General features: G+C 40.9%; 16 protein-coding genes. 7 read left to right on the top strand and 9 right to left on the bottom strand.

All coding sequences use genetic code 11. From position 1 onward, the window contains the following. Nucleotides 1–47: 47 nt before the first annotated feature. From pheT to panB, 3 genes are all read right to left on the bottom strand, one after another. Nucleotides 48–2,483 (bottom strand): phenylalanine--tRNA ligase subunit beta, encoded by a 2,436-nt coding sequence (gene pheT, locus AC4PL9_RS13820; protein WP_491605335.1) that lies wholly within the window; start codon nucleotides 2,481–2,483, stop codon nucleotides 48–50. Nucleotides 2,484–2,589: 106 nt separating this feature from the next. Further along, nucleotides 2,590–3,270 carry an RluA family pseudouridine synthase gene (locus AC4PL9_RS13815; RefSeq protein ID WP_491605334.1) on the bottom strand — a complete coding sequence of 227 codons (681 nt, stop codon included), beginning with the start codon at nucleotides 3,268–3,270 and terminating at the stop codon, nucleotides 2,590–2,592. Between the two features lie 9 nt (nucleotides 3,271–3,279). Beyond that, nucleotides 3,280–4,098 (bottom strand): 3-methyl-2-oxobutanoate hydroxymethyltransferase, encoded by an 819-nt coding sequence (panB, locus tag AC4PL9_RS13810; RefSeq protein ID WP_343789217.1) that lies wholly within the window; start codon nucleotides 4,096–4,098, stop codon nucleotides 3,280–3,282. A gap of 127 nt (nucleotides 4,099–4,225) precedes the next feature. Here panB and AC4PL9_RS13805 point away from each other — a divergent pair, with 127 nt between their 5' ends. Further along, entirely contained in the window at nucleotides 4,226–4,561 is a 336-nt protein-coding gene (locus tag AC4PL9_RS13805; RefSeq protein WP_491605333.1) for a hypothetical protein, read from the top strand. A gap of 10 nt (nucleotides 4,562–4,571) precedes the next feature. After that, on the top strand, nucleotides 4,572–5,048 hold the full coding sequence (locus AC4PL9_RS13800) for a cupin domain-containing protein (RefSeq protein ID WP_491605332.1): 477 nt from the start codon (nucleotides 4,572–4,574) through the stop codon (nucleotides 5,046–5,048). Here the strand turns inward: AC4PL9_RS13800 and AC4PL9_RS13795 are convergent. Continuing rightward, nucleotides 5,029–6,288, bottom strand: coding sequence for a mechanosensitive ion channel family protein (locus AC4PL9_RS13795; RefSeq protein WP_491605331.1), 1,260 nt, complete (start codon nucleotides 6,286–6,288; stop codon nucleotides 5,029–5,031). The two genes, AC4PL9_RS13800 and AC4PL9_RS13795, sit on opposite strands and share 20 nt — an antisense overlap. Before the next feature lie 66 nt (nucleotides 6,289–6,354). Between AC4PL9_RS13795 and AC4PL9_RS13790 the strand changes: the two genes are divergently transcribed. Beyond that, on the top strand, nucleotides 6,355–6,906 hold the full coding sequence (locus AC4PL9_RS13790; protein WP_491605330.1) for a CPBP family glutamic-type intramembrane protease: 552 nt from the start codon (nucleotides 6,355–6,357) through the stop codon (nucleotides 6,904–6,906). Between the two features lie 11 nt (nucleotides 6,907–6,917). Here AC4PL9_RS13790 and fabF read toward each other — a convergent pair whose 3' ends face one another. Both fabF and AC4PL9_RS13780 read right to left on the bottom strand, forming a co-directional pair. Beyond that, the gene (gene fabF / locus AC4PL9_RS13785) at nucleotides 6,918–8,162 is read right to left on the bottom strand and encodes a beta-ketoacyl-ACP synthase II (RefSeq protein WP_491605329.1); all 1,245 of its coding nucleotides are present in this window, start codon (nucleotides 8,160–8,162) and stop codon (nucleotides 6,918–6,920) included. 32 nt (nucleotides 8,163–8,194) lie between these two features. Continuing rightward, nucleotides 8,195–8,938, bottom strand: coding sequence for a leucine-rich repeat domain-containing protein (locus tag AC4PL9_RS13780; RefSeq protein ID WP_491605328.1), 744 nt, complete (start codon nucleotides 8,936–8,938; stop codon nucleotides 8,195–8,197). An 87-nt stretch (nucleotides 8,939–9,025) separates the two neighbouring features. Here AC4PL9_RS13780 and AC4PL9_RS13775 point away from each other — a divergent pair, with 87 nt between their 5' ends. The 4 genes from AC4PL9_RS13775 (at nucleotide 9,026) to AC4PL9_RS13760 (ending at nucleotide 13,592) form a co-directional block, all read left to right on the top strand. Beyond that, nucleotides 9,026–9,430: a Spy/CpxP family protein refolding chaperone gene (locus tag AC4PL9_RS13775; protein ID WP_491605327.1), complete on the top strand. Its 405-nt coding sequence runs from the start codon at nucleotides 9,026–9,028 to the stop codon at nucleotides 9,428–9,430. Between the two features lie 62 nt (nucleotides 9,431–9,492). After that, on the top strand, nucleotides 9,493–9,729 hold the full coding sequence (locus tag AC4PL9_RS13770) for a hypothetical protein (protein WP_491605326.1): 237 nt from the start codon (nucleotides 9,493–9,495) through the stop codon (nucleotides 9,727–9,729). A 116-nt stretch (nucleotides 9,730–9,845) separates the two neighbouring features. Continuing rightward, on the top strand, nucleotides 9,846–11,759 hold the full coding sequence (gene ftsH / locus AC4PL9_RS13765) for an ATP-dependent zinc metalloprotease FtsH (protein WP_491605325.1): 1,914 nt from the start codon (nucleotides 9,846–9,848) through the stop codon (nucleotides 11,757–11,759). Between the two features lie 9 nt (nucleotides 11,760–11,768). Next, complete coding sequence (locus tag AC4PL9_RS13760; RefSeq protein ID WP_491605324.1) at nucleotides 11,769–13,592, top strand: ATP-dependent DNA helicase; 1,824 nt, start codon at nucleotides 11,769–11,771, stop codon at nucleotides 13,590–13,592. Nucleotides 13,593–14,013: 421 nt separating this feature from the next. Here AC4PL9_RS13760 and AC4PL9_RS13755 read toward each other — a convergent pair whose 3' ends face one another. The 3 genes from AC4PL9_RS13755 to AC4PL9_RS13745 all read right to left on the bottom strand — a co-directional run. Then, nucleotides 14,014–16,272, bottom strand: coding sequence for an OmpA family protein (locus tag AC4PL9_RS13755; protein ID WP_491605323.1), 2,259 nt, complete (start codon nucleotides 16,270–16,272; stop codon nucleotides 14,014–14,016). Nucleotides 16,273–16,293: 21 nt separating this feature from the next. Next, nucleotides 16,294–17,217 (bottom strand): PorP/SprF family type IX secretion system membrane protein, encoded by a 924-nt coding sequence (locus tag AC4PL9_RS13750; RefSeq protein WP_491605322.1) that lies wholly within the window; start codon nucleotides 17,215–17,217, stop codon nucleotides 16,294–16,296. A 33-nt stretch (nucleotides 17,218–17,250) separates the two neighbouring features. Beyond that, nucleotides 17,251–18,956 (bottom strand): T9SS type B sorting domain-containing protein (locus tag AC4PL9_RS13745; protein WP_491605321.1); only part of this gene is annotated, 1,706 nt, incomplete at its 5' end.

Here is an 18,956-nt window from a genome sequence, read left to right as displayed (position 1 = left end):
GAACATCAAAAGATACCCGGGATTTTCAAGTGTTTTTCTAATCAAATTTATCTTAACTGTGCATTTAACTCTTTCTCCAGTCCTTCCCGGATACGATTCATAATGGCATCAACCTGTTCATCTTTCAATGTTTTTTCTTTGTCCTGAAAAACAAAACTTACCGCGTATGATTTCTTCCCTTCTTCCATATTTTTCCCCTCATATACATCGAAGAGTCCGACATCCTGAAGTAATTTTTTATCGGATTTTCTGGCGATATCCTGAATTTCAGCAAATGTAACCTGCTTATCCAGCAATAAAGAAAAATCACGACGAACAGCCTGTGTCTTGGGCAATTCTGTGTATTTCACCTTATTCATCACAGAAGATCGTACGAGTGCGTCCCAGTCCAGGTCTGCAACAAAAACATCCTGTTTGATTCCAAAATACTTTTTCATTTTTTTGGAAATCCACCCCATCTCTCCGGTTTTTTGTTTGCCGGTAACTAGTTGAACTCCATCTTCCAAAAGCGAGTTTTTTAACGCTTTTTCACTTGTCATATTGGCTAATCCCAACCTGCTAAATAAAGCATTTACCAAACCTTTCATCGTATAATAGGAAACAGCTTCCGATGTACTGTTCCAATTTTCCTGCTCTCGTTTTCCGGAAAGCACGATCAATAAACGCTCATTTTCGTGATAACCACTTTCAAACTTATGATATACCTTACCAAATTCAAAAGCTTTGATATCTGAACGTTGACGATTTTGGTTATACGCAACTACTTCCAGCGAAGAAAATAAAAGCGTCTGACGCATAACGTCCAGTTCATTAGATAGTGGATTCAGCATTCTTACATGTCGTTCAGGAAGCAAAACATCCTGCCCGAGCTCCTCCACATAAGCTGCTTTTGTAAGCGAGTTATTCAATAATTCAAACGCTCCAAACCCGACTAACAAATCAGCTACCTGATTTTTCAATCCTTCTTTATCCGGTTTGGGTCTGTACGACAAGGAAGTATTCAGTTTTTCAGGAAGCGGTACGTTATTAAATCCGTAGATCCGCAATACTTCTTCCACGACATCCGCTTCTCGCTGTACATCTACCCGGTAAGCGGGAACTTCCAGCATCCAATCCGCATCATTTTTTTCAACAACCGAAATATCCAGATTTGTAAGGATTTTCTCCATTTCTGTCTCCGGAATGTTTACTCCGATAAGCTGATTGCAACGCACAGAGTTGAACGCTACCTGAAACGGCTTAATAGGCTCAGGATAATTGTCGACAGGAGCCATTGCGACCTCTCCTCCGGCTACTTCCTGTATCAATAATGCAGCACGTTTTAAAGCATACATCGTCAATTCCGGATCAACACCTCTTTCAAAACGGAAAGAAGCATCTGTATTTAATCCGTTTGCCCTCGCTGTTTTACGAACTGAAACAGGATTAAACACGGCCGATTCCAAAAAGATCGCCTTTGTCGAATCACTGACGCCAGACTGTATCCCTCCAAAAACTCCGGCAATACACATCGCTTCCGAAGCGTTGGCTATCACTAAATCCGTTTCCGAAAGTTTTCTTTCTTCTTCATCTAACGTGACAATTGTTTCCCCGGCTTTCGCCGTACGTACCCGCACTTTTCCATTTACGACTCCGGCATCAAATGCATGAAGCGGAGTTCCTAATTCATGCATAACGTAATTTGTAACGTCTACAATATTGTTAATCGGACTAAGCCCAATTGTTCTCAATCTTTTCTGTAACCATTCCGGAGATGCTTTAACCTCTACTCCTTCAATTGTTACACCACAATAGCGGGGACATCTTTCTCTGTCCTCCACTTCAATAGCAACGGGATTTATTACTTCTCCGACCTTGAAAGCCGAAACATCCGGTAGGCTTATTTCCAACTGAGCATTCTCATGCACATTCAGGTAGGCTTTCAGATCTCGCGCCACACCTATATGTCCCATAGCATCTGCACGGTTTGGTGTTAATCCTATTTCAATCAGGTAGTCATCTCCCAGGTTGAAGAATTCAGAAGCAGGAGTACCGGGAATTGCATCTGCAGCAAGCACCATGATTCCATCATGAGACTTACCCATCCCCAATTCATCCTCCGCACAGATCATTCCATGCGATTCAACTCCACGAATTTTTGATTTTTTGATTTTAAACGGCTCGTCAGGGTTCGGGTATAATGTACAACCAACTGTTGCTATCACAACTTTTTGTCCGGCTGCCACATTGGGAGCACCACAAACAATCTGTACAGGTTCTCCTTCTCCCAGATTTACGGTTGTAATATTTAAACGATCCGCATCCGGATGTCTCTCACACGTCAGCACCTCGCCGATTACCACTCCCTGTAATCCACCTTTGACTGCTTCTATTTTTTCGACACCTTCAACTTCCAGTCCTGTATCTGTTAAAATTCTATCAATACGTTCAGGAGCCAAATCAATTGCAATATAATCCTTCAGCCAGTTGAGTGAAATCTTCATGTATATTCCTTGTTTCTAAATTCAGATCGTAAATTTAAGGAATATGTGTGGAATGAAAACAGGAATTAGAGGTGAAACAAAGGTATCTTGAATAAATTACCTCTTCTTATTTTGCTCTTTGTTCAAAAAACTTCCACAACGTATCGTGTTGGGGAACCGGGGCAATTACTTTTATATTCTCTTTGGAAACCGGATGGACAAACGAAAGTTCGCGTGCGTGAAGATGAATAGAGGCGTCTTCATTAGAACGTTTAGCACCGTATTTCAGATCTCCCTTGATGACACACCCCATAGTAGAAAGCTGTACCCGGATCTGATGGTGTCTCCCCGTATGTAGCTCTACCTCTAACAATGTGTATCTGTCTGAGCGATCCACAACTTTGTACGATAGTTTACTTAGTTTAGCCCCCTGTTTATCATCTTTCTGAACAAAAGACTTATTCTTCTCCGGATTCTTCTTCAAGTAGTTCTCAAGCGTAGCAGATTCTGCATCCGGAGCTTTCTCTACAATTGCCCAGTATTTTTTTGAGACATCCTTTTCTCTGAATTTTTTGTTCATTCTCTCCAGCGCCTTACTGGTTCGGGCAAACAATACGATTCCCGAAACCGGACGATCCAGACGATGAACAACTCCCAAAAAAACAGCTCCCGGTTTGTCGTACTTAAGGCGGATGTATTCTTTCACTTTATCACTCAGGGGAACATCTCCTGTTTTATCTCCCTGAACAATCTCACCCGCCGCTTTATTCACGATGATAAGGTGATTATCTTCGTACAGAACTTCCATTTTCCTTTTTTAATAGGATTCGTTTTCATTCGGGAAGTCAACGGCTTTCACATCTTCAATATACCGTTGAAAAGCACCTAACATCTCCTCGTGAAGGTTTGCGTATTTTCTAAGGAAACGCGGATTGAACTCATTATTGATTCCCAACATATCATGAACAACCAACACTTGTCCGTCAACTCCTCCTCCGGCTCCGATACCAATAATCGGAATGGTCACCTCTTTCGCTACTCTCGCAGCCAGATCAGCCGGTATTTTTTCCAAAACGATAGCAAAACAACCGGTTTCTTCCAGCATTTTTGCGTCTTCAATCAAACGTTTTGCTTCATCATCTTCCTTTGCCCGTACCACATAGGTACCGAATTTATAGATGGACTGCGGAGTAAGTCCAAGGTGTCCCATAACAGGAATTCCCGCTGTTAGAATACGTTCGATAGATTCTTTAATTTCTTTTCCCCCCTCAAGTTTCACAGCGTGTCCTCCGGATTCTTTCATGATGCGAATAGCATTTGAAAGAGCTTCTTTGGAATTCCCCTGATAACTTCCAAAAGGCATATCTACGACAACCAATGCGCGCTGAACAGCACGCACTACTGAAGATGCGTGATAAATCATCTGATCAAGAGTTATCGGCAGTGTGGTTTCATGACCTGCCATTACATTCGAAGCTGAATCTCCGACAAGGATAACATCAATTCCCGCCGTATCAATAATACGCGCCATTGAATAATCATAACCTGTCAGCATAGAGATTTTCTCTCCACGGTTTTTCATTTCCTGTAAAACGTGTGTTGTAACTCGTTTCTCTTGTTTTCTGTGAACAGACATTTCTTCAGTTTTTATACAGCAAAGGTACAGGTTTAATTGAATAAATATACTGCACAGCTGTTTAAACTGACCAGAAAATCGCTTCGTTCGTTGGTTCAGTCTCCTGCTAACGATTGAACAAGATTATGTGATTCTTTCCGTCTACACTCCCGCGTTTATTCTTATTTTTATCCGCATCATGAGTTTTGGAGCAGGACATATACAGGACATGAACAACCGGATTAAACAAAACCGGGACATGAAATCTTCGCGCAAATCCAGAAGCGAAGAAAACGACACCCATTATCCTGATAATCCGACTCTTCTTCAATTTCAGGAAATATCAGACGAAGAATTGTATTACCTGAAAATAGAAATCAGGAAAAAGGCTCTCAGAAGAAAACGGCTGCAAAACAGTATACTAACAGGAATAGGTCTCGCCGCTTTAGCAGGAATACTATGGTTAGTATTCGCTCTCAACTAACAGAAATAAGATGAAAGAACGAATTGACTTTTTGATTAAAACACTCAACCTCCAACCTCATCCGGAAGGCGGTTATTATGGAGAAACCTACAGAGCAGATTTGCAAATTGCTACCGGGAATGGAAACAGAAGTTTAATGACTGCTATTTACTTTTTGCTAACTTCTAAGGATGTTTCGCGTTTTCACAAGATTAAAAGTGATGAATTATGGTTTCATCACGAAGGCAGCGATCTTACCGTACATATTCTGGATGAAACAGGACATACAGAACTTAAACTGGGTTCTGGAACAGACTCCTCATCTCCTCAGCAGTTAGTTCCCGCTGAAAAAATTTTCGGATCGTCCGTAGACTCAGAAAATAGTTATGCGCTTGTAAGTTGCGTTGTTGCCCCGGGGTTTGACTTTACCGATTTTACATTATTTGAAAAAGAAGAACTTGTCAGGCTATTCCCCGGACATGAAGCTATTATTTCCCGACTGACTTAAAATCACTTCCTGTCGGGCTTTCAAACACTTCCAGTTCAAAATAACGTACAGCACTTATAAGGTGATCAAATACATCACCCATAACCATTTCATACTCCAGCCATTCTTTGGTTTTGGTAAAGCAATAAATTTCCAAAGGCAACCCTTCTGACCCCGCTTCCAACTGGCGCACCATAAGCGTCATGCTCTGATTAATATGCGGATTGTTTCTAAGGTAATACTCTACATACCTGCGGAACAAACCTATATTGGTCTGCCTTCTCCCATTTAATGGTGAGTCCTGCATTTCATAACCGTGCTCTGCATTATACACTTCAATCTGTGCCTGTCGTTCTTCTATAAAAGATTTTAGAATTCTGATTTCTTTAAACCGATCAATCATTTCGGGTGTCGCAAACTTTACCCCTTCCATTTTCAATCGGATTGCCCGTTTAATACGACGACCATCCGACTCCTGCATCCCCCGCCAGTTCTTAAACGAATCCGAAATAAACGAATAAGTAGGGATCGTTGTAATGGTCTTGTCAAAATTCTGGACTTTTACCGTAGCCAGACTGATTTCAATCACATCTCCATCCGCACCGTATTTTTCCATTGTCACCCAATCACCGATACGGATCATATCATTTGCAGCTAGTTGCACGCTTCCGACAAACCCCAGAATCGTATCTTTGAAAACCAGAATCAGAATAGCAGAAACAGCACCCAAGGAGGTCAGGAAAAAGACGGGAGATTTTCCGGTTACTACAGAGAGCATCAGAAAAATAAAAACTCCCGAAGTAACGATTTTGATGACCTGAAAATACGAATGAATCGGTTTATCTTTCATGCGTTCATTTTCCATTACCAGGTCACGCATAGTGTCCAGAAGTCGAGAAACAGAAACCAAGGCTACTAATAAGATCAGAATATCGACAATCCGCAAAAAGAAGTTCTCAAATGTTGGTAATGCATAAAATGTAATATTGAGAAAGACATGAACAAAAGACAAGGGGACAATATTAGCGAGAGCAGCAAAAAACCGATTTTTAATTAACAAATCATCCCAATGGGTACGAGTTCTCTCTGCAAAAGAATGAATGATTGCCAGCAAAATAGTACGCGTGAGCCACCACATCAATATACTCAACCCCAATGTTGCTATAAACATAAGTAGGGTAATCAGGTACATCGAATTTCCCGATTCGGGTAATCCAGCTTCAAAAAAACTTCCTAACCAGTTATGTACAAGTTCTTTCATGTTCCAGTCCTTCTTTTAACGTTTTAGCTTACTAAATCAATTACTTTTGCACAAAAGTACAAGAATTTGGACAAGTTCAGGATATATCTTATCGGAGCAGCAACGTTACTGCTTTTTCCCCTTCCTGCTTATTTCATTTTGCATTACGCTGAAGGGTGGAGCTTTTCCGACTTTTTCCAACTGCATCACTTATCTTTAAAGAATATTATTCTGGGAATAAACCTGGGAATGCTCTATGCGTTTTTTGCCATATTCCTGTTGTCCACTCCATTTCTGAAACACGAAAAAATAAAACAGGCACAACTACTTCAGCAGCTGAATCTCAATAGTGTCGACATTGTTTTCCTGTCCCTTTGTGCCGGAATCGGAGAAGAGCTACTGTTTCGAATCGGAATACAATTTTATTTGGGACCACTCCTCACCTCTCTTCTTTTTGTTGCCTTACATGGTTATTATAGTTTCACCAACTGGCGAATCAACCTATACGGACTTCTGATCACTCCTTTTATCCTTATACTCGCTTATTCCATAGATACTTTAGGACTATGGTTTTGTATTTCCGCCCACTTTACTTATGATCTGGTCATGTTTGTAGCCTACGCCCGAAAAAGAAACTAGCCCTGTAAAAATTACTCTTCGAATTTCTTGAATAAAACGGCTGCAATATGTCCTCCAAACCCAAAGGTATTGGACAAGGCATAATTTACCTTTCGTTCTTCCTTTTTTCCAAGTGAAATAGAAAACTTACCGGAAAATTCTTCCTCGATTTCTTGTGTATTAATTGTCGGGGGAATAGCATCATATTTACAGGAAAGTGCCGTAATCAAACCTTCTACGGCTCCGGCGGCTCCCAATAAGTGTCCTGTCATTGATTTGGTTGCTGAAATTGTCAGACCCGGGTTTTCACCAAATAAACGCTCAATTGCTATTAATTCACTCTGATCTCCTAGAGGAGTTGAAGTAGCATGCGCGTTAATGTGATCTACCTGATCCGGAGTTATTCCCGCTTCTTTCAAAGCTTCTCCCATTCCTATTACAGCTCCTTCTCCCTCTGGGTGTGTTCCGGTAAGGTGATAAGCATCTGCTGCCATTCCTCCCCCTACTACTTCGGCAATAATTTCTGCTCCTCGTGCTTTGGCATGTTCATACTCTTCCAAAACAAATGCTGCTGCTCCTTCTCCCATTACAAATCCATCACGATCCTTATCAAACGGACGAGAAGCTGTATCCCTATCTTCGTTTCGTGTTGATAATGCTTTCAACGCATTAAAACCTCCTATTCCCGCTTCACAAATTGCCGATTCGGAACCTCCGGTAATCATGATCTCACTTTTACCCCATTTGATTTGATTGTAGGCATCAATCAGTGCCGATGTTGCAGAAGCACATGCAGAAACTGTAGCATAATTAGGTCCCTGAAGACCGTACTTAATGGAGATTACACCTGCCGCAATATCTACCAAAACTTTGGGAATAAAAAACGGATTAAAACGAGGAGTTCCGTCTCCCTCTGCAAATTCCAGTACCTGATCCTGGAAAGTCTCAAAGCCTCCGTTCCCGGATCCCCAGATTACCCCCGCTCTCCTTCTATCAGCCACTTCAAAATCCAATCCGGATTCCTTGACAGCCTGATCGACAGCATAAAGTGCATAGAGAGTAAAATTATCATATTTTCTTACATCCTTTCGATCCATGAATGATAGCGGATCAAAGTCCTTTACTTCACAGGCAAACTGTGTTTTGAATTTTGAAGCGTCAAATTTGGTAATCGGCCCTACTCCATTCACACCATTCAGACAGTTCTCCCAAAAAGTTTTCACATCATTTCCTATCGGTGATAAAACACCTGTTCCCGTAATCACAACTCTTCTCATACGCCAAATTTGCCGGCAAAAGTAAAGATATTTTACTTTACTATGAGAGAAAAACGCCCCGTACGTCGTGTAAGCATACAATTCGGAACACGTATAACCGGATCAACATAGACCAATTCAAGCGACCTGAGATAACATAGAGATTCCGGTAAATCCAATAACGGTCCGCTACTGTTTACGTGTAATTCGGTAAGATTTTCCAACTCTCCGATACTCTCCGGCAATTCTGTAAGATGGTTCAGACCAATATCTAAAATGCGTAGATTTTTGAGTTTACCTATACTATCGGGAAGTTTTCTCAGGTTATTTCTTCCCAAATAAAGATATTTCAGATTTTCCAGTTCACAGATCTCATCCGGTAGCGAATCCAGCTCATTATTATTCAACCGCAGGAGTTCGATCTTTTTCATCTTTCCGATTTCTGCAGGTAGTGATCGCAGGTTATTATACTGTAAAGACAATTCATTTACATTTATCAGATTTCCAATTGATGCAGGAAGCTTTTCCAGATTATTAGAGCTCAGAATCAGGGTTTCCAACTTTTTCAGATTACCAATCTCTTCAGGAAGCGTAACAAATCTGTTCCTGAATAAACGCAGTACTCTTAACTCTGAATAAATTCCAATCTCTCCGGGTAAACTATCCATAAAGGAATAACTCAGGTTGATTTTCGTAACATCCGGAGGATAACTCAACACTTTTTCCAGAGGAGTTTTTGTCTGACACCCCAACAAAATCAGGAAAAGAAGATAGATATATCTGTAGACTCTAAGCATTGTTAAAAATAGTTAATTACTAAGTTACGGAAAAGTTTGGCACGATATTTTCTTGTATCTTACTGTAAAACAATTAAAATTCAGGATATGAAAAAGTTAATCGTATTAAGCATAGCAACTTTTGGGTTACTGATTGGTAATGTAAACGCCCAGGAAAAAAAAGAAAAAGTACCCCATGAAGAACGTATGGAGAAAAGGTTCGAAAAAATGGAAACGGAGTTGGAGTTAACTCCTGATCAATCCGCTAAAATGCGTGCAATCCATAAGGAAGCTATGGAGAAACGCAAAGCACTTCTTGAACAAATGAAACAGGTCAAAGAAGAAGAAAAGCAGGCCATAAAGACTATTCTTACTCCCGAACAGCAAAAAAAGATGCAGGAAATGCGTGAAAAAAAACAGGCTGAACATAAAAAAGAACACATGCATCATCCGGAAAAGGGTGAAGGTCACGGAAAAGAAGGAAAAGTAAAACCTGCTCCTAAACGTAAATAATGCCAGATTGTTTACCGATTATGAAAAAAAATAGTAACTTGTATCTCGTAAAAGAATAAACTATGAAGACAATAAAATTTTTCGCTCTCGCTGCAATACTAACAAGTGCCGGAATTACTTTCGGACAAGAAAAAGAAAAGGTGAAAAAACAGGAGCCGGTTCGCAATGAAACATCTGCTAAAAAGCCGGTTACAAAAACGGAAAGTCAGGGATTGAAGAAAGAGGTTAAGATGGTACCTGTTCAACGCAGTGAAATGAAAAAGGCAACACCGGCAAAAACGTCGGAAAGTCCCAAGTAAATTCAGATATATTTAGTAAGTTAGAGCCACTTGATTTCGAGTGGCTCTTTTGTTACTGACGAAAGTCAGTTAATCAGAGCAGCCCTCTTTTTACATTCGCAGAAGAAACAAAAAATATGAGTCAGAATAATACCTCCAAAAACCGAACTCCTTTTAACCCGACACCAAAGTTTAACTTTATCTGGGTATACGTTATTATTCTGGTCATCTTTTTCGGTTACTCGTACCTGAACACATCGCTTTCACCAAAAGAAACAGACTGGAAAACCTTCCGGTCGGAAATGCTGAACGATGGAGAGGTTCAAAAAATAGTTGTAGTAAACAATGAATCGGTTGAAGTCTACCTGACAAAAGAAGCACTTCAAAAAGAAGAACATAAAAAAGTAAAAGAACACGCAAAAGGGCCTCAATACGTATTTACGATTGGCTCGGTTGATTTTTTCCAGCAACAACTGGAAGATGCTCAACAAGATTTTCCTCCGGAAGAAAAGATCAGTGCCACTTTTGAAAAACGGGAAAACTGGTTTGGCACTATTTTTTCGTGGTTACTACCCGTTGTAATTATTGTTGCCATCTGGCTATTTGTGTTCAGAAGAATGTCCGGAGGCGGCAGCGGAGGGGTTAATCCTTTTGCCAACACGGGGAAATCAAAAGCTCAGTTGATAGAAGGTAAGGACAAAATAAATGTCACGTTTGATGATGTCGCAGGACTGGAAGAGGCCAAAGAGGAGGTAATGGAAGTTGTTGACTTTCTGAAAAATCCCGAAAAGTATAAAAAACTGGGAGCAAAAATTCCGAAGGGCGTACTCTTAACCGGACCTCCCGGAACAGGAAAAACACTGATGGCCAAAGCAATGGCAGGAGAGGCCGGGGTTCCTTTCTTTTCCATATCCGGATCTGACTTTGTAGAAATGTTTGTCGGGGTTGGTGCTGCACGTGTACGGGATCTGTTCAAAAACGGAAGAGAAAAAGCGCCCTGTATTATTTTCATAGATGAGATTGAAGCGATCGGACGGTCGCGCAGCATGTCGAAAACACAAACGAATGACGAAAGGGAGAATACGCTGAACCAGTTACTTGTAGAAATGGATGGTTTTAGTAGTGATAAGACAGTTATTATTCTTGCCGCCACCAACCGTCCTGATTTACTGGATAGTGCTCTATTACGCCCCGGGCGTTTTGATCGGCAGATTCTTATCGACAAACCCGATCTGAACGGGCGCGAAGAAATCTTTAAAGTGCATTTAAAGAAATTAACGCTCGGTACAGATATTGATGCTAAAAAATTAGCTCTTCAGACTCCCGGATTTGCCGGAGCTGAAATTGCGAATGTCTGTAACGAAGCTGCTCTTCATGCTGCTCGAAAGAAGAAAGAACAGGTAGAAATGGAAGATTTCAATTCGGCTATTGACCGGGTGGTAGGTGGACTGGAAAAGAAAAACAAATTGATTTCTCCCAGAGAAAAGAAAATTATTGCTTACCACGAAACCGGACATACCCTATGTGGCTGGTACCTGAAACATGCACATCCACTCGTAAAGGTTTCGATTATTCCCCGGGGATTAGCTGCGCTGGGATTCGCCCAGTATTTGCCTAAGGAACAGAATTTATATACGTATGAAGAGCTGGAAGATACCATCTGTATGACTTTGGGCGGACGAGCTGCAGAAGAGATTGTTTTCGGAGACATTTCTACCGGGGCACAAAATGATCTGGAGCGGACTACACAACTGGCTTACTCTATGATTGCCCTGTACGGGATGAACAAAAAAATCGGTCCTTTTTCTTTTAAAGACCTGCAAAATGAATACAGTCTGAAACAACCTTATTCAGAAGATACTGCCAAACTCATTGACGAAGAAGCCAGGGCTTTTATCCAGGGATGTTATGAAAAAACAAAAGCACTTTTGCAGGAGCATCGCGAACAAATAGACCTTGTTGCCTCAGCACTCATTGAGAAGGAAGTCTTATATAAAGAAGATCTTGTGAAGTTGTTAGGCGAACGAAAAGAAACAGAAAATCAGGAATAAGAAGATAAAATGAGTACAAATGTTGAGTTTGCAACCCAATTTATCAATACCACCAATGCCAGTGTTTTTCTTACAGGAAAAGCCGGAACGGGGAAAACCACTTTCCTGAAGGAAATCTACAACAGTACTTTCAAACAAACGGTAATTGGAGCTCCTACTGGTATTGCAGCTATCAATGCCGGAGGTTCCACATTGCACTCGTTGTTTCAACTCCCCTTTGGAGGTTTTGTTCCTGTTGAGGAAAATTTTTCCAGCTATTCCGTAAACAGTAAAATTCACACACCCTCCTCCTTACTGTCTTCTTTAAAGATGAATGAGGTAAGGCGCTCGGTACTTCGCAACATGGAGTTATTGATTATTGATGAAGTCAGTATGTTGCGAGCCGATCTTCTGGATGCGATTGATACGATTCTCCGACACGTCAGACGGGAGAAGGTCAAACCTTTCGGAGGTGTACAAGTGTTATTTATCGGCGATTTACTTCAACTTCCTCCGGTAGTTCAGGACAGTGAGTGGAATATTCTTAGTAAACATTACCGGACTCCTTTCTTTTTTGACGCACATGTTCTCAGATCCAATCCTCCTGTTTTCATTGAGCTGGAAAAAGTATATCGTCAGGGGGATGATGTATTCATCAACGTACTGAATAATCTCAGAAACAATTCTGTTACCCGTCAGGATATTGATCTACTCAACCGCTATTACCGGCCGGATTTCAAACCGGATTCAGAAGATAATTTCATTCAGCTTACAACACATAATTTTCAGGCGGATGACCTGAACAAAAAAGAAATGGAGAAGCTGAATACTCCCTCTCACTTTTTTGAAGCGGAGACAGAAGGGATATTTTCAGAAAACTCCTATCCCATTGATCACAAACTGGAACTAAAAACCGGAGCTCAAGTCATGTTTATCAAGAATGATGTTACGGGAGCACAACGTTACTTCAATGGAAAAATCGGAAAAATAGAACACATCAAAGGGAATACAATCACCATTGGTTTTAATGACGGGTCAAAGTCGGTATCTGTGGATCGGTATCAGTGGGAAAATAAAAGGTATTCAGTCAATGAAATCAGCGGTGAAATTGAAGAAGAAATTATCGGTACATTCAGCCAGTTTCCGATCAAACCTGCCTGGGCCATTACGATTCACAAAAGTCAGGGGTTAACTTTCGAAAAAGCAGTTATTGACACCGGTAAGGCATTTGCATCCGGACAGGTGTACGTAGCATTATCCCGTTTGCGTTCTCTGGACGGACTGGTATTAACTTCCCCGATTAATTACAATAGTCTCTCCATTGATCACCACATACGCGTATTCAACACAACAAAACCAGATCATAACCAGTTAACACAACATCTGAAAGTTGCTTCCAAAGCTTTTCTCCATTCGTTTACCGTTGCCTGCTTTGATTTTAGTTTACTCGCTTATCAGTTTGATAAACACCGGAATTCCTATGACACTTCCAAGAAAAAATCAGTCAAGATGAAATATATTGCCTGGGTTACGGAATTGTCGGATCGTTTCAAAGAACAAAAAGAAATTGCAGACCGTTTTATTGTTCAGCTTGACCGCATCTTTTCACGGAAACAGAATCTTTCGTACCTGTATGAACGCATACAATCGGCTAGTGAGCATTTCGAAACAGAACTGCAAGGCATACGGAAAAAAATTACGCTTCATGCTGAACATCTTGCACAAAATGAGAAGGGAGTAAAAACCTACATCCAACAACTAAACGAGCTGGAAGGACAGATCGTCTTCAAACTGGAGCGTATGCAAAAAGCAGTACAGGTTGTCAACTCAGGAATCACAAACAAAAGTAAATAGTTCAAAAATACGGGAAACGCCGTTGGGACCGGTCTAGTATTACTAACAGCTTGCAACAAGGATAACTCCTGTTGCGGTGAACCCAGCACTTGTTATACATGCACGAATTGTCAGGGGCAGTATGATCACCTGATCTATGACGAAAAATGTGTAGATGGATTTGATAATTGTGAAGATTGGAAAATGCAAAAATAACCTTTGAAACAGAAGACGGTTGCGACTCTGCATATAATTAGGAATTTCCTCACTTATCTCTACTAACAAAAAGTAGCGGAAAAGAATCCCGCTACTTTTTTGATCAGGCAGTAGTATAACAAGCTTCATTATACATCATTATTCTACATATTACCACATTAGAAGAAGTACCCCCTCTTCTTTTAACTTAACAAAATCAGCTTATCATACGTCACCGACCTAATTTTTAGAAACTGTCTGTACTGGAGTTACTCACTTTTAACTTGTCATCTCCTGTTGAGATCACCTTAAACTCAGTTCGTCTGTTTTTTTCATGTTCTTCTTCCGTACAATCCGATTTTACACTTCCTTCGCATTCACAATCGTTCAACAACCGGCTTTCTCCATACCCTTTTCCATAAATGCGCTCAGGACCTGTAATTCTCTTTTTAATATATTCAGCAGAGGCTTTGGCCCGTCTATCCGACAATTTCATATTATACGCTTTTGAAGCACGACAGTCCGTATGCGACCCTAATTCAATGACCATATTCGGATACTTATTCATCACTTCCACAATTTTATCCAGCTCCGTAGCGGCATCCGGACGAATATTATATTTGTTCAAATCAAAATTGATCGGGTTGATCTGAATCATCTCGGACAAATCTTTAACCTCCGGATCCATGCTTAAATCAAGAAGAGCATGAATGTCATACTGACCGGGTTGATCAAATAATGTATTATAGGTTACTGTCTTAGAGAAATAACCTTCTTTCTGGAGTACCAGATTATAACTTCCCCTGTCATTTAACTTCTTACCAAACAAAGCTTCCCGGAAATCTCCTGTTACCGGAGAAGTAATATTCTTGGATTTACCCGTCATGTTATCCACAAGATTAATCTGCACTCCTTCTAACGGTTGCCCCGTCTTTTTATCTGTAATTATCGCATACAAAGACAGTCCGGGATCTTTTTCCAACACAACATCTGCTATGACAACCTGCTCGTCGGTGTAGGTACTTGCCCGGTTATTTCCGTCAAAATAATCTTCCTTTGTACCTTCCAGAACATAGTTTTTTTCATAATCCGCTTCAAAAGAATATGCTCCATTTTCATCAGCCGTTACTGATCCTATTATATTCCCTGCATCATCTTTCAGTTCGATGGTTGCAAACGGAACTTTTTCTCCTTTTTTGTCTTTTGCTGTTCCTTTAATCGTGATAGAGAATACAAACGGGCGAATTAATTGAACCGCATAGATGTCGTCTCCTCCTTTTCCTCCTTCCCGGTTCGAAGAAAGAAATCCTGTTTTGAAATCATCTGACATACTAAAGGCAAAATCATCATACTGACTGTTAACGGGTAATCCCAGATTATGAATCTTCCCTGTTTTGTCTCCGTCAGGAAGTGCTACAAAAACATCAAGCCCTCCCAATCCCGGATGACCATCTGTAGAGAAAAACAATCTTCCTTCGTTATCTATAAACGGAAACATTTCCTGTCCTTCCGTATTGATTTCTTTCCCCAGGTTAACCATCTCTCCGAAAGTCCCATCCTCATGAATCTGTACTTTGTAGATATCTGCACCTCCAAATCCTCCGGGCATATCAGATACCAGATACATCGTCTTCCCGTCATGGGTAATGGCTGGATGCCCGATTGAATAGTTTGTCGAATTATACGGGAATTCTACTTCATCTACCCATTTTCCCTTTTCATCAACTTTAGCAATATAAATTTTAAGATTCTGAATCCGTTGCCCGTCCCGACGCTTCTTTCCTGATGCAATATTATTTCTTGTATAATACACCGTAGAACCGTCCGGTGAAAAAGTCAACGGTCCTTCATGAAATTTTGTATTTACTTTCGAAACACGCTCTAGATCTCCTAATTTCTGATCCTGGTTCACGGAAGCTTTGTATACATCAAGAAATCGTTTGGCGTCCCATGACCATTCTTTTTTGACAAAAGCCGTTTTCTTTCTTGCTGTAAGAAAATAAACCTGATCCTGAGACGAATTGTAATACCCTCCAAAATCGGCAAAGGAGGTATTCAAAGACAGATTTTCCAGAGAAAAGAAAGGTTGATTTTTTTCAATTTTAGACTTATATGCCGTATTCTCCAAAAATAACTGACCTCTTAAATCTGCAGTCACCTGATTACTATACGTATTCATCCATTTATCACTTTCAGCATAATTCCCCGTCTGTTTCAAAACGTATGAATAGTTGTAATAATCCTCCGGTTTAGCCTCCGAAGAAGTTATCATCTGACTGTAATAATTCACAGATTCTGTATAATTATCCATTTTCAGGTAACTATACGCTAACTTACTTTTTAGCTCAGGGCTATCCACTTCTGAACCAATCAACTCTTCATACAGTTCAGCGGCGTATGCGTATGATAATCGTTCAAAATAGTTATCCGCCTTTTTTAATTTCCCGGATTGTCCCAACAAGGACAATGACAGGACACATGCTATAATTACTAGTATTGCTTTCATTTTCTTTGTCTGTTTGTTAGGTTAGAAATAGCGAGGTGAACGAATTCCTTGTTTCTTGAATGTAAAGTCATACGACAACAGGATTTCAAATGATCCGTGATTATAATTTCTCAATTTCTGGGTTCCAAAATCACTTGCAACACCAATTTTGAGCTGAGGAGAAAGCTGTACCTGTACAAAAGCACCAAAGGCAGCCATTAATCTGTAGTTTGCTCCGAACCATAATTTTTCATTATAAATTGCGGCTAAAGATACATCCAGACTCAACGGTGCTCCTTCGGTAATCTTAATGAGTGAAGTTGGTCTCAGTTTCCACTTATCCGACACGGCAAAAACACCTCCGATAGTTCCAAAATAATGGCGTCTTTCCAAATTCGTAGTATTCAGTTGGTCATAACTTTGTTCCATAATTTTTGGCGTACTTATTCCTATAAAAAACTGAGGTGTATGATAGTAAATACCAAAGCCAAAGTTCGGGTTAACATTATTACGAATGTTCTGTAATAACTTCGGGTCATTCGGATTATTGGTACTCAGCCCTTCCCGGCCAATGTTAATCAGGTTGATTCCTCCTTTTAGTCCAAAAGCAAGCTTCCCTTTATGATTCTTGAATTTTAGTGTGTACGAGAAATCAGCATAAAACATAGTCTGATTCATCGGTCCGATGTTGTCGTTTACGGCTGTCAATCCCAGCCCTACGGACTCATAAGACAAAGGTGAGTGAATACTGAGTGTAGATGAACGGGGTCGCCCGTCAAATCCTACCCATTGTTCACGGTGAATTCCCGTAACATTTAACATACCATTACTTCCGGCGTACGCAGGGTTGATAAACAACATATTATCAAAATACTGCGTATAATGTGGGTCCTGCTGTGCGGTGGCACCGGTGCTTCCAAGAAGCACCAGTGTTATAATCCCCACTAAAAACTTAATTCTTTTCATTTCTTTTATTTTCAATTTGAAGAATCTTTATTCTTATCGTTGGATGTAGACATATCCTTTTACTACACCAACTGTATCGTCTTTTGTATCGATCACATAGTAATAGGTTCCTGTCGGAAGTTCTTCGCCTCCTACATTCAACTTACTATTTGATTCACCGTTCCAGGTATTCAAATACCCGTCTGCTGAGAAGACTACATTCCCCCAACGGTTATACACGACTAACACGTTATCCGGATACTTTTCGATTCCGTCAATCACCCAGACATCATTTATTCCGTCTCCATCCGGAGTAAAGGCATTAGGAATGTCAATACCACAAGGGTTAGGGTCACATGCATCATTCGGATTCGAACCTCCGGATACCTCTTCTCCATTCGTTATACCATCGCCATCACAATCAGCAGCATTCCAACCACCTCCCTGAGGCAGTGTTATACTTCCTGTTGCATAATCACACGGATTATTCGGATCTGTACCTCCCGTAACTTCATCACCATTTGTAACTCCATCCCCATCGCAATCAGCAGCATTCCATACTCCACCTTGTGGAAGGACGATACTCTCAGTCATATAATCACATGGATTATTCGGATCAGTACCATCTGTAATTTCATCACCATTGGTCACACCATCGCCATCACAGTCAGCACTATTCCATAATCCCCCCTGAGGAAGTGTACTACTTGCAGCTGTATAATCACATGGATCATTTGGATTCGTACCATCAGTAACTTCATCACCATTCGTAACTCCATCTCCATCACAATCGGTAGCGTTCCAATCACCTCCCTGAGGTAGTGTGATACTTCCAGCTGTGTAATCGCAAGGATTATTCGGATCTGTGCCATCGGTAACTTCATCGCCATTCGTTACGCCATCCCCATCACAGTCCGCGGAACTCCAGAGACCATTTTGTGGTAAAGTAATACTTGACGCATCATGATCACACGGACTATTCGGGTCTGTACCATCCGTAAGTTCATCACCATTCGTAACTCCATCTCCATCACAATCAGCACTATTCCAGGTGGCAGAAGGTGCTACTGTTTGACTTGACAAATCAAGATCACATGGATCATGCGGATTCGTACCATCAGTAACTTCATCACTATTAATTACTCCATCGCCATCACAATCGGCAGCGTTCCAATCACCTCCCTGAGGTAGTGTGATACTTCCCGCTGTGTAATCACATGGATCGTTCACATTCGTTCCGTCGGTGGTTTCGTCACCATTGGTCACACCATCGCCATCACAATCGGCAGTATTCCACATAGCTCCAACGTTTGCTATTACCTGACTGGAAACGTTATAGTCACATGGATCATTTGGATCTGTTCCATCCATAACTTCATCACCATTCGGAACTCCATCTTCGTCACAATCGGCACTATTCCAGGTAGCAGAGGGCGCTACTGTTTGACTTGCCAAATTAAGATCACAAGGGTTATCCGGGTCTGTACCATCAGTGACCTCATCACCATTGGTCACACCATCACCGTCACAATCAGCGGCATTCCAATCACCTCCCTGAGGTAGTGTGATACTTCCCGCTGTGTAATCACATGGATCGTTCACATTCGTTCCGTCGGTGGTTTCGTCACCATTGGTCACACCATCGCCATCACAATCGGCAGTATTCCACATAGCTCCAACGTTTGCTATTACCTGACTGGAAACGTTATAGTCACATGGATCATTTGGATCTGTTCCATCCATAACTTCATCACCATTCG

The organism is Wandonia sp. (assembly GCF_984588085.1).
The sequence above is the reverse complement of the archived record's forward strand: the minus strand, read 5'-3'. Positions and strand labels throughout refer to the sequence as shown.